The sequence below is a fragment of the Yersinia artesiana genome (assembly GCF_902726545.1).
GTDB classification, from domain to species: Bacteria; Pseudomonadota; Gammaproteobacteria; order Enterobacterales; family Enterobacteriaceae; genus Yersinia; species Yersinia artesiana.
Genome location: NZ_CACVAD010000004.1, coordinates 67,992 through 80,474, shown reverse-complemented (window position 1 = coordinate 80,474; position 12,483 = coordinate 67,992). Strand labels below are relative to the sequence as shown.

Here is a 12,483-nt window from a genome sequence, read left to right as displayed (position 1 = left end):
ACCGATAACTAAATCCGAATCACTGCCAGCCATATCTCCTGACAAACCACCCTTTCACTAATTGTGTCGTCACCATGTAACCTGCCAAAATCACCATCAGCCACGGGAAGTATGAGAGTGGTAGTGCCTGTAATTGCAGGAATCCGGCCAGTGGCGAGAAGGTCAGCCCGATACCGACTACCACCACTGCCAGTGTCATCAGACACAACGGCCATGAAGCGCGACTTTGAATAAAGGGAATTTTACGGGTGCGAATCATATGCACAATTAAGGTCTGGGACAGCAGCCCTTCAACGAACCAGCCAGACTGGAACAAGGTCTGCATTTCCGGCGTATTAGCTTTAAATACCCACCACATTAAACTGAAGGTCAAAACGTCAAAGATTGAACTTATCGGCCCAAAGAACACCATAAAGCGCCCAAGATCGCCGGCGTTCCAGCGTTGTGGTTTTGCCAGTTGCTCTTCGTCAACATTATCAAACGGAATGGCAATCTGAGAAATATCATACATCAGGTTCTGGATTAGCAGATGCAGCGGCAGCATCGGTAAGAAGGGTAAAAATGCACTGGCAATCAGCACACTAAAAACATTACCGAAGTTAGAACTGGCGGTCATTTTGATGTATTTCAGCATGTTGGCAAAGGTGCGGCGGCCTTCTATCACGCCCTGTTCCAGCACCATCAGGCTCTTCTCCAGCAAAATGATATCAGCCGCTTCCTTGGCAATATCTACCGCTGAATCTACTGAGATCCCGATATCCGCCGCTCGCAGTGCCGGAGCATCGTTGATACCATCGCCCATAAAGCCCACCACATGGCCCGCTTCTCGCAGATTTTGCACGATGCGCTCTTTATGCATCGGTGTCAGTTTCGCAAATACGGTGGTGGTGCGAGTAGCTTGCGTCAGTTCTGCCTCACTCATTTGTTCGATATCACTGCCACGCAAAACTTTTTCGACAGGCAGCCCGACATCTTTACAGACTTTACGCGCCACTAACTCATTGTCACCGGTAAGAATTTTGACGCTGACGCCACTGTTTTTCAATGCCAGTAGTGCGGGCGCGCTGCTCTCTTTCGGCGGATCGAGGAAGGCGATATAGCCTTCAAGAATCAGGTCATATTCGTCGATAACCGCATAATCTCGCTGATATGCTGGCAAAATCCGCGTGGCGACGGCAACCACCCTCAGCCCTTGCTGGTTTTGCTCATCGGTAACGCGGCGGATACGCGCCAGCAGCACGTCGGTCATGGGGATGACGTCATCACCCTGACGGACATGGCGGCAAATAGACAGCATCTCTTCCAATGCGCCTTTGCAGATTAGCTCGTGATAATCGGGCTTATTGCTGACCACCACGGACATCCGGCGGCGCTCAAAATCGAATGGAATTTCATCGATTTTGCGGTAATCCGCCAGTATTTCAGCAGACTGGGATGAATCGGTCATGGATGACAGCACCGCCACGTCCAGCAGGTTTTTCAAGCCGGTTTGGTAGTAACTGTTGAGCCAGGCATAGCGCATTACACGTTCACAATTGGTTCCAAATACGTCGGTATGGCTTTCCAGTATAATCTTATCTTGGGTCAAGGTGCCGGTCTTGTCGGTGCACAGAACATCCATCGCGCCAAAGTTCTGAATAGCATCCAGTCGTTTGACGATAACTTTCTGTTTTGACAGCTTTACCGCCCCTTTTGCCAATGTGGATGTGACGATCATCGGCAGCATTTCCGGGGTCAAACCCACGGCAACCGAGAGAGCAAATAGTGCCGCTTCCCACCAGTCACCTTTGGTAAACCCATTGATTAACAACACAATGGGAGTCATGACCAACATAAAGCGAATCAACAACCAGCTGACTTTGCTGATACCACTCTGGAAAGCATTGGGCTGTTCATCCTGATGGGTCACTCGCTCAGCTAACAGGCCAAAATAGGTTTGGTTACCGGTGCCAATAACGATGGCCAGCGCAGATCCACTCACTACATTGGTGCCCATAAAGCACAGGGTATCCCGCTCTAAGGGATTCTGTTCATTGCACTCCCGGCACTGCGCCACTTTCTCCACCGGCAGAGATTCGCCGGTCAGAGCGGCCTGGCTGATAAACAGATCTTTTGCCACCAGAATACGCAAATCAGCCGGGATCATGTCACCGGCAGAGAGTTTAATAATATCGCCAGGCACCAATTGAGATATCGGCAGTTCGCGATGTTCGCTTTTTCCGCTATGTGCATCACTGCGTAGCACTGTGGCGGTGTTGCTGACCATGGCTTTCAGCGCATCTGCGGCGCGGTTAGAGCGAGCCTCCTGAATAAAATGCATCAGAGTGGAAATCAATACCATGGCACCAATCACCAGCGCGGCGGTGAGGTCTTCCGTGGCGTAAGAAATCAAGGCCAGAATGGTCAATAGCAAGTTAAAGGGGTTGCGATAACAGTGCCATAGGTGAACCCACCAAGGGGTAGCCTGCTGATTTTCAATCAAATTACTGCCACAATTTAAGCGAATAGCCTCGGCTTCTTGCTCAGTCAAGCCTTCGGGGTGGCTGTGAAAGCGTTGATAAAGCTGCTGTGGCGTTTCATTGGCACACTGCAAACGTTGCCGGGCCAGTTCTGCCGGGATATCTTTTGCCGTACTTCCTGCTGAAACCCCCTCAAGCATGGTTTCCCGCCGGATCAGGCGGCGGGGCAGGTTGCGGCTCAATACATTGAGCAATTGGCGGGTGAAATTTTTAATTTGCATGGTTCAAACCTTACTGTCATACCTGAATTGTCTTCAGGTAGCGCCCACGGCAAACCTGCCGTAGAGAGGGCAAAAACATCAGCAGCAGAAACCAACGCAGGGATAATGCGTAGTGACTGCTTATCAGATTGTTATCCGATAAGGCAGCCACGTCAGACGGGGGATTACCTTATCGGTACACCCAAAGGGTGTAGATTGAGGGAACAGGGTCCACTGGGTAATTAACCTCCGGTGAGTGAAGAATCGCTTTGTTTGAGCGGCACACCATCGCGCTCAAACAGTTATACAAACAATAAACTGCGTCATAATTATTGCCACGGCAAAAATCACCCTGACGGGAATTTCATCCGTTAGGGTAATAATATGTTACCAGTCATGGGGATATCATGCGCTGAGTCTGATTCTGGGCATGGTATGCTTCCCACCGTTCTGGTAAATATAAATAATACGGTAGCTATAAATAATCAGTTTATTATATGTATTCAAACCTAAACATTAGGTAAACCATGCAAAACCGTTTGACCATTAAGGACATTGCCCGCATGAGTGGAGTTGGAAAATCCACCGTTTCACGGGTATTGAACAATGAAGGCAGTGTCAGCCCACAGACGCGCGAGCGAGTTGAGGCGGTTATCCGTCAGCAGGGGTTTACCCCATCAAAATCGGCCCGCGCGATGCGGGGTCAGAGCGATAAAGTGGTGGGGATTATTGTCTCGCGTCTGGATTCTCCCTCTGAGAATCAGGCGGTGCGCACCATGTTGCCGCTGTTCTATCAGCAAGGTTACGACCCTATTCTGATGGAAAGCCAGTTTGATCCTGAGCTGGTCAGCGAGCATCTGCATGTTTTACAACAGCGCCATGTGGATGGGGTGATTCTGTTTGGTTTCACCGGCTTAACCGCCGAAATGCTCGCGCCGTGGCAGGAAAAAATGGTGGTGCTGGCGCGAGAATATACCGGTTTCTCTTCAGTTTGTTATGACGATGAAGGGGCGGTGCGGCTGCTGATGGATAAACTGCGCCAGGCCGGGCATCGCCATATTAGCTATATCGGGGTGCAGCCCTCGGATGCCACGACCGGCATGCGTCGTCATCAGTCTTATCTCGATTACTGCCAGCAATATGGCCTGACTTCCACTGTTGCATTGGGAGAATTGAGCTATCAGAGCGGCTTTCAGCTCGCGCCTCAAGTGATAAAACCCGATACCTCCGCGCTGGTCTGTGCCTCTGATACTATTGCTATGGGGGTAAGTAAGTACTTGCAACAGCAAGGGCAACAGCATATCCAGGTATGTGGTATCGGCAACACACCGCTATTGCACTTCTTGTTCCCCAATAGCCTGTCAGTCGAACTGGGTTATGGCAGTGCCGGTGTGAAAGCGGCACAGCAACTGCTCGACCAACTTAATAATAACCAGCCCATTCAACAAATTATCATCCCCGGCCAATTGGCCTGATGCTTTTTCTCCTCCTTATGCTCCCTGCCAATTCGCGCTGAATCGTAGGGGCGCTTTAGGCATTAACTGATTTCCGACGAAAATTTGCACAAAAATTGTCAAATTGTGATCTTGAACGCAAGTTGGGAACGTTCCCATTCCATAAAAATTAATAGTTGGCTAACCTTAAATAAGCCACTTGGAACCGATCCCACCTTTACGAAAGGTATGCTGAAATGAGCAAAGTAAAACAACAAGACATCGATCAATTGATCGTACTGGTGGGAGGCAGAGAAAATATTGCCACCGTCAGCCACTGCATTACCCGGTTACGTTTTGTACTAAATGATCCAGCCAAAGCATTTCCCAAAGAGATCGAAAAGCTGTCGATGGTCAAAGGCTGTTTTACCAATGCCGGTCAATTTCAAGTGGTTATCGGGCCGGAAGTCGATGATTACTACCAGGCGCTCATTGCTAAAATTGGCCAAAATGAAGTGGATAAAGAACAAACCAAGCTGGCTGCGCGCCAGAATATGACCTGGTTTGAGCGCGGTATTTCTCACTTTGCCGAGATCTTCTTCCCGCTGTTACCGGCTTTGATCAGCGGCGGTTTGATCCTCGGTTTCCGTAATGTGATCGGCGACATCCCGATGTCTGAGGGCCAAACGCTGGCGCAGATGTATCCGGCGTGGAAAACCATTTACGACTTCCTGTGGTTACTGGGCGAAGCCATCTTCTTCTACCTGCCAGTGGCTATCTGTTGGTCGACGGTGAAGAAAATGGGCGGCACGCCGGTATTGGGGATTGTATTGGGGATTACGCTGGTTTCTCCGCAGCTAATGAACTCCTATCTGCTGGGGCAGCAAATCCCTGAGGTGTGGGACTTCGGCTGGTTTACTATCCAAAAAGTGGGTTATCAGGCGCAAGTTATCCCTTCAATTCTGGCCGGTTTGGCGCTGGGCTGGATTGAAACCAATCTAAAGAAAATTATTCCTGCTTATCTTTACTTAGTTATCGTGCCGGTGGTGTCTTTATTGCTGGCAGTATTCCTTGCTCATACCTTGATTGGGCCGTTTGGTCGCATGATTGGTGATGGTGTGGCATGGGGCGTGAAAGCAGTGATGACCGGTAGTTTCGCCCCTATTGGCGCTGCGCTGTTTGGTTTCTTGTATGCGCCGTTAGTGATAACCGGGGTGCATCAAACCACATTGGCTATTGATATGCAGATGATTCAGAGCATGGGCGGTACACCTGTCTGGCCGCTGATTGCCTTGTCCAATATCGCGCAAGCCTCTGCGGTGCTGGGCATCATTATCATTAGCCGTAAGATCAATGAACGAGAAATTTCTGTTCCGGCGGCCATCTCAGCCTATCTCGGTGTGACTGAACCCGCCATGTACGGTATCAACTTGAAATATCGTTTCCCAATGTTATGCGCCATGATTGGCTCTGGGCTGGCAGGCCTGATTTGCGGGCTGACCGGGGTAATGGCAAATGGTATTGGTGTCGGTGGTTTGCCGGGTATTTTGTCCATCAAACCGCAGTTTTGGGCGATTTATTCTCTGGCAATGTTGGTGGCGATTGTCGTGCCACTGGTACTGACCATATTGGTTTATAAACGTAAAGATAGCCGTGGTGAATTGCCGGTCTGAATCGTAAACCTCCGCCAGTGGTTATTCGCTGGCGGAGTTATTTTCTCAATGAATAAGAGTCTGCTATGAATAATCCTGTCCCTTGGTGGCAAAACGGCGTCATCTATCAGATTTACCCGAAGAGTTTTCAGGACAGCACCGGTAATGGTTACGGTGATCTGGCGGGGGTGACGCAGCGGTTGGATTATCTGCAAAAACTCGGTGTTGATGCTATCTGGCTGACGCCGGTTTATGTTTCGCCACAGGTGGATAATGGCTATGACGTGGCGGATTACTGCGCCATTGATCCGGCTTATGGCACCCTGGATGATTTTAAACATCTGGTGGAACAAGCCCATCAGCGTGGTATTCGTATTGTGATGGATATGGTGTTCAACCATACATCCACTGAACATGCCTGGTTTAAAGCAGCAACAGACCGCAATAGCCCTTACCGCCAGTTCTATATTTGGCGTGATGGGAAGGGTGATAATTTGCCCAATAACTGGCGTTCTAAATTTGGTGGCAATGCCTGGCAATGGCATGCGGCCAGTGGCCAGTATTATCTGCATTTATTTGCTACAGAGCAGGCTGATCTCAACTGGGAACACCAACCCGTACGTGATGAATTGAAAAAAGTTTGTGAGTTTTGGGCGGATATTGGCGTGGATGGCTTGCGTCTGGATGTGATCAATTTGGTGTCCAAACAACAAGACTTCCCCGATGATTTTGACGGCGATGGCCGCCGTTTCTATACCGATGGCCCACGTATTCACGAATTTTTGCAAGAAATGAGCCGCGATGTGTTTCAGCCGCGCGGCCTGATGACGGTGGGTGAGATGTCTTCCACCCGTCTTGAGCATTGCCAGCGCTATGCTGCATTGGGTGGTGATGAACTGTCGATGACCTTTAATTTCCATCATTTGAAAGTGGATTATCTTAATGGTGAGAAATGGTCGCTGATGCAACCGGATCGTGTCCAACTTAAGCAGATTTTTAACCAGTGGCAGCAAGGGATGCATAATCGTGCCTGGAATGCGCTGTTCTGGTGCAACCATGACCAACCGCGTATCGTCTCGCGCTTTGGTGATGAAGGTGCGCTGCGCTTACCCGCTGCTAAAATGTTGGCGATGGTGCTACATGGCATGCAGGGCACGCCGTATATTTATCAGGGCGAAGAGATTGGGATGACCAATCCAAACTTCAGCTCTATTGATCAATACCGTGATGTTGAAAGCCTGAATATGTTTGCCGAATTAAGTGCAAAAGGCCGCGATCCTGATGAGTTATTGGCGATTTTGGCGACTAAATCTCGCGATAATGGCCGCACCCCAATGCAATGGGATCGCAGTCATAATGCTGGTTTTAGCCAGGGAACCCCGTGGATTGAGCCTTGCAGTAACTATGGTGAGATTAACGTCGATGCCGCGCTGGCTGATGCCGATTCGGTATTTTATGCCTATCAATATCTGATAGCTCTGCGCAAGCAACATGATGTGTTCACTTTTGGTGATTATCAGGATCTTTGCCCGCAGCACCCAGATTTGTGGTGTTATTTACGCAGTTGGCAAGGTAAGCAACTGCTGGTGGTGGCGAATCTAAGTGGTGAGCCGCAACAATGGCAGCCAGAGGATATCGAGCTGGATGGTCACTGGCAGTTGTTGATGAGCAGCTATGGCGAAAGCGCCTTCCAGCCGCAGGCCATGGAATTGCGCGCCTATGAGGGGATTTATTGGATTAGGGATTGATTAGATCAGTTCAGACTAGTTCGGAGCTGGTTTCGGTTGAGGTGGCAATGCCAGCATTGAGAACAAATCTCATATCAACCGAAACCAGATCCACTCTATTATCCCCCCAACTTCAACTCCGGAAGCTGAGAAAAAATACTCACCAATCCTTCCCCCCACCCTTTACGGATCATCATAAAATACGGGTGATCTTCGGTGATCCGATACTGCTGGGCGGTGCTGAAACTGTCCAGCGGATAGATCATCACGTCCAGCGGCAATCCCACCGACAGATTACTGCGCAAGGTTGAATCCATTGAAATCAACGCACATTGCATTGCTTGATCCAGCGCGGTGTCGTAGCTCAACACGCGATCAATAATGGGTTTACCATACTTACTTTCACCAATTTGAAAATAGGGTGTATCCTGCGTGGCTTCGATAAAATTCCCTTGCGGATAAATATGAAACAACCGCAGCCCTTCACCTTTAATCTGACCGCCTAACAGTAGGTTACAGCTAAAATCTGTCCCGCCACTGTTTTGCTGTGCGCCACTGTCCCGGTTAATCACCTCCCGCACCGTTTCGCCCAACAATGTGGCCGCTTCATACATCGACGGTACATTCATCAGGTTAGTCAGTTCGGGGTCTAAACATCGGCGTTGCAGCAAACTGACAATGCTCTGTGTGGTGGCAAGATTGCCCGCACTTTGCACCACCAGCGTTCGTTCGCCATCTTGCTGAAACAGATGCAATTTGCGGAAAGTGGAAATATGATCCACCCCGGCGTTGGTGCGGGAATCAGAAGCAAACACTAGCCCGGACGACAGCCGCATGGCCACACAGTAGGTCATAACAATCCTTAAGTCAGATGCGTTTATTGCGACATATCCAGCCGCGGGTTTGATAGCATATGCACGGCAGCTATGGTTTGCATATCTTCATAGCCACCACCCCGGCGGATACCGCGCACCGGGCAGGCATCGAGATAATCGATGCCCACCGCCAGTTTCAAATGCTGATTCGGTTGGCAGGTATTATTAGTGATATCAAAACTCTGCCAATAACCATTCAACCACACTTCGGCCCAGGCATGGGTTGCAACATGACTGGAGGATTCTGTATAAAGATAGCCGCTCACATAGCGAGCCGGAATATTTAAACTGCGGCAACAGGCAAGAAAGACGTGGGTGTGATCCTGACAAACGCCTTGCCCGGCAGCAAAAGCCTGCGCTGCGCTGTCTTGCACCGTCGTGGTGCCGGGGCTGTAGGGCATTTTAGCCAGCAGCTCGCCCATTAGATGTGTCAGGCAATCCAGTTGCCCCTCGGCACTGCTAACCCCTTCACAATAACCCGCCGCAAATTGACGGATCGCGGCATCCGGTTGCGTCAGTGGGCTGTGGCGTAAAAAAACCAATGGCGAGAGGTGGTCGCCACTGTCATCTTCGACATTATCTTTAATCTCGACCACGCCTTGGGCCTGAATAGTGATGGCTTGATGCGGCTTATCCAGCGTCAAAACATGTAGCACATTGCCAAAGGCATCAGTGGTGCAAATGGCTTCTTCCGGCAAGGTCAGTTGCCAGGACAAAATGCGCTGATGGGCTGAGTCCTGCGGGGTCAGGCGCAGATATTGTGTGCTGTGCTGCACCTGCTGGGCGTAGGTGTAATGGGTGCTGTGATCGACATTTAGTCTCATTGGACCTCCAGATAGGTCTGATGAATGCTATCGGCAATAGCATTTATCTTGCCTAAAAAATCCATCAGGTAGACGTGCAGGCCATCGGCCATGACATCCGTGATACTGCTAAAGCGCAACTCGGCGAGCAAAATACTGACCAACCGCCGAGGCTGATTACTGCGATTACCACCAATCAATGCCAACTGCTGTTCCATATCGTTGACGCAAGCCAACAGGGAGCGCGGGATTTCATTACGTAAAATCAGTAGCTCAGCAATGGCCTCGCGGCTCAGTTGCTGTTTATACAAACTGTGGTAGGCCTCACGGGCGCTGACAGCCCGCAATAAGGTATCCATCCGGTAGTATTCGCGCACCGGATCATCGTCGTTATCCAGTAATTGGTTTTTCACATCCAATAGGCGGGCAGTGCTGTCAGCCCGTTCAATCAAAGTGCCCAGACGAATGAAATAGAGCGCATCGCTGCGCAGCAAGGTACCGTATACCGCGCCACGGAACAGGTGTGAGCGCTCCTTAACCCAATCAAAAAAGGCATCGATTCCAGCGGCGCTAATCCCTTGGCGGCGTAACTGTTTTATCTCAATCCAGGTGGCATTAATGCTTTCCCACACTTCGGACGATAAGCTACCGCGCACCGCATGAGCGTTATTCCACGCCATCTGTAAGCAACTGAAAATGCTGCTGGGGTTATTGCTGTCGAGCACGAAGAAATTTAGCAGGTGGGTCATTGAGACCTGCGGATAGTGCTCGGCAAACAAAACCTGGGTATTACTCAGGCTCAGTGGCACCAGTAAATCAAAATTCACGCGATTGCTGGTGGGCATCATCGAGAGCCGGTTAGTGACATCCAGTACCCTGGTGATGTTTTCTGCCCGCTCAAGATAACGGGCCATCCAATAAAGCTCGCTGGCTGTTCGACTTAGCATGCATCATCCTCCAGTACCCAGGTGTCCTTGGTTCCGCCGCCTTGTGAGGAGTTAACCACCAGCGAGCCTTGTGCCAGAGCCACGCGAGTTAACCCACCGGGCACTAAGCGGATCTCGGCTCCAGACAGCGCAAAGGGGCGCAAATCAATGTGCCGCGGTGCTAACCCATTGTTCACAAAGGTGGGGCAGGTGGAGAGGGCGAGGGTTTCCTGCGCAATATAATTTTGTGGTCGCGCCAGCAGTAACTGGCGAAATTGCGCAATTTCAGCTTGTGTCGCTGCTGGGCCAATTAACATGCCATAGCCCCCGGCCCCATGGACTTCTTTCACTACCATCTGATCCAAATTGGCTAAAACGTAAGAGAGATCAGCTGGTTGACGGCATTGCCAGGTCGGAACGTTCGCCAGAATAGGTTCTTCAGAGAGGTAAAATCGAATCATTTCCGGCACATACGGATAGATAGATTTATCATCTGCAACACCAGTACCAATAGCATTGGCTAATACAACCCCGCCGGCTCGATAGACAGACAGCAATCCGGGGATCCCCAGCATGGAGTCAGGGCGGAAAGCCAATGGATCAAGGAAAGCATCGTCAACACGGCGATAGATAACATCAATTTTGCACGGGCCAGCGGTGGTGCGCATAAATACCGCGCCTTCTTTGACAAACAGATCGGCACTTTCGACCAGTTCGACCCCCATCTGCTGAGCCAGAAAACTGTGCTCAAAGTAAGCGCTGTTAAAGCGCCCAGGGGTTAATACCACCACAGTAGGGTCATTAACCGGTGTGCTTTCGCGCAGGGTTTGCAACAAGTGGGAAGGGTAGCGCTCCACCGGTGCAATGCGCTGTTCGGCGAATAGCTCTGGATAGAGCCGCATCATCATTTTGCGGTTTTCCAGCATATAAGAGACGCCAGATGGGGTGCGCAGGTTATCTTCCAGTACGTAATAAAGGCCATCGCTATTACGCACCATATCCACGCCAATAATATGTGCGTAGGTGTCCCGGTGCAGGTTCACTCCTTGCATACAGGGCTGATATTGGTCATTAGCCAGCACTTGTTCGGCCGGAATAATCCCGGCTTTGAGAATATGTTGTTCGTGATAAATATCATGCAGGAATGCATTTAATGCCTGAACCCGCTGGCGAATACCGCGGTCGAGCATCTGCCATTCACTGGCCGGAATAATGCGCGGCACACTGTCAAATGGGATTAGCCGCTCTGCGCCATCATCGTCACCATACACATTAAAGGTAATGCCCACCCGGTGAAACAGCAGCGCCGCCTCTTCGCGTTTACGCGCAATTGTCAGTTGGTCGGCCTGCTGCAACCATTGCCAGTAGGCGTCGTAATGGCCTCGATGTTTCCCCTCAGCCAGTAACATTTCATCGAAAAATTGTGGTGTGGAAAGGTCGATGTTCAGCATTATCACCTCGCTAACAGAACAGGCTGTATTCGGGATCACGCATAAACTGTGCCAGCTCTTAAAACCGGCAAAATAGAGGAAGTTAGCGCGATTTCAGCACTATTTGGGTGCAATGATTGAGCAGGATGCTTTATGACTGAGCAGGATGTTGCTCCGTCTTGCAGATGATGAACTGCAATAGCGCATTGAGAAAGTCAGAGAGAAAATAGGGGCGGGATAATAAAAAACGGCCGGTAGGCACCAGCCGTAGACGCAATCACATCAGCATTAACGACGTACTGCGATAGCTTCGATTTCGATTTTTACATCTTTTGGCAAACGGGCAACTTCGACACAAGAGCGGGCAGGGAATGGCGCATTGTGTTCAGTGAAGAAAGCTTCGTAAGTGGCGTTAACGGTACTGAAATCGTTCAGATCTTTCACGAATACCGTGGTTTTCACGATATCGGCAACTTTCAGGCCAGCCGCTTCAACGATAGCTTTCACATTTTCCAGTGATTGGCGTGCCTGAGCTGAAATATCATCAGCCACCAGGCCGGTTTTCGGATCAACTGGGATCTGGCCGGAAGTGATGATCATGCTACCCAAATCGACACCCTGAACATAAGGGCCGATGGCGGCAGGGGCAAGCTCAGTGCTGATAGTGCGGGACATGTAGACTCCTGGTTTACGTAATGCGGAAAGGAACCCGTCATCTTTCACGTTGCAGGTGTGTTGGCTGCACTCAGTCACCCGAATCACTTACCAGAGTAAGCTCATCGGGACTCCTCGTTTGCCGCCTTCCTGCACCATGAAATCTATAGGGTATAATTATTTATGTATTATAAAGGCAGCTTGAATTACAGCAACCGCAGCAAATCAAGTTTGCGATGCTCCGCGACGGCGAATATTGCCACT

The 12,483-nt window shown here is 50.2% G+C and carries 9 protein-coding genes; 3 read left to right on the top strand and 6 right to left on the bottom strand.

The genetic code is table 11. The features are described 5' to 3' along the window. Nucleotides 1-19 precede the first annotated feature (19 nt). Nucleotides 20-2,740: a magnesium-translocating P-type ATPase gene (mgtA, locus tag HU019_RS01955; protein ID WP_174849146.1), complete on the bottom strand. Its 2,721-nt coding sequence runs from the start codon at nucleotides 2,738-2,740 to the stop codon at nucleotides 20-22. Between the two features lie 506 nt (nucleotides 2,741-3,246). Between mgtA and treR the strand changes: the two genes are divergently transcribed. From treR to treC, 3 genes are all read left to right on the top strand, one after another. Next, a complete protein-coding gene (gene treR, locus HU019_RS01950) occupies nucleotides 3,247-4,194 on the top strand; it encodes a trehalose operon repressor TreR (RefSeq protein ID WP_174849145.1) in 948 nt (315 codons plus the stop codon). Between the two features lie 215 nt (nucleotides 4,195-4,409). Then, nucleotides 4,410-5,825 (top strand): PTS trehalose transporter subunit IIBC, encoded by a 1,416-nt coding sequence (treB, locus tag HU019_RS01945; protein WP_046694481.1) that lies wholly within the window; start codon nucleotides 4,410-4,412, stop codon nucleotides 5,823-5,825. Nucleotides 5,826-5,890: 65 nt separating this feature from the next. Next, complete coding sequence (treC, locus tag HU019_RS01940) at nucleotides 5,891-7,552, top strand: alpha,alpha-phosphotrehalase (protein ID WP_174849144.1); 1,662 nt, start codon at nucleotides 5,891-5,893, stop codon at nucleotides 7,550-7,552. 98 nt (nucleotides 7,553-7,650) lie between these two features. On the opposite strand, the gene HU019_RS01935 is transcribed toward treC, so the two are convergent. The 5 genes from HU019_RS01935 to ridA form a co-directional block, all read right to left on the bottom strand. After that, a complete protein-coding gene (locus tag HU019_RS01935; protein WP_174849143.1) occupies nucleotides 7,651-8,385 on the bottom strand; it encodes a proteasome-type protease in 735 nt (244 codons plus the stop codon). Nucleotides 8,386-8,408: 23 nt separating this feature from the next. Beyond that, nucleotides 8,409-9,230 carry a transglutaminase family protein gene (locus tag HU019_RS01930; protein WP_174849142.1) on the bottom strand — a complete coding sequence of 274 codons (822 nt, stop codon included), beginning with the start codon at nucleotides 9,228-9,230 and terminating at the stop codon, nucleotides 8,409-8,411. Further along, nucleotides 9,227-10,156 carry an alpha-E domain-containing protein gene (locus HU019_RS01925; protein ID WP_174849141.1) on the bottom strand — a complete coding sequence of 310 codons (930 nt, stop codon included), beginning with the start codon at nucleotides 10,154-10,156 and terminating at the stop codon, nucleotides 9,227-9,229. Before HU019_RS01925 ends, HU019_RS01930 begins: the two co-directional genes overlap by 4 nt. Next, on the bottom strand, nucleotides 10,150-11,586 hold the full coding sequence (locus tag HU019_RS01920) for a circularly permuted type 2 ATP-grasp protein (RefSeq protein ID WP_174849140.1): 1,437 nt from the start codon (nucleotides 11,584-11,586) through the stop codon (nucleotides 10,150-10,152). Before HU019_RS01920 ends, HU019_RS01925 begins: the two co-directional genes overlap by 7 nt. Before the next feature lie 267 nt (nucleotides 11,587-11,853). Next, nucleotides 11,854-12,240, bottom strand: a complete 387-nt coding sequence (ridA, locus tag HU019_RS01915; RefSeq protein ID WP_005162498.1) for a 2-iminobutanoate/2-iminopropanoate deaminase — start codon at nucleotides 12,238-12,240, stop codon at nucleotides 11,854-11,856. Between the last annotated feature and the right edge of the window lie 243 nt (nucleotides 12,241-12,483).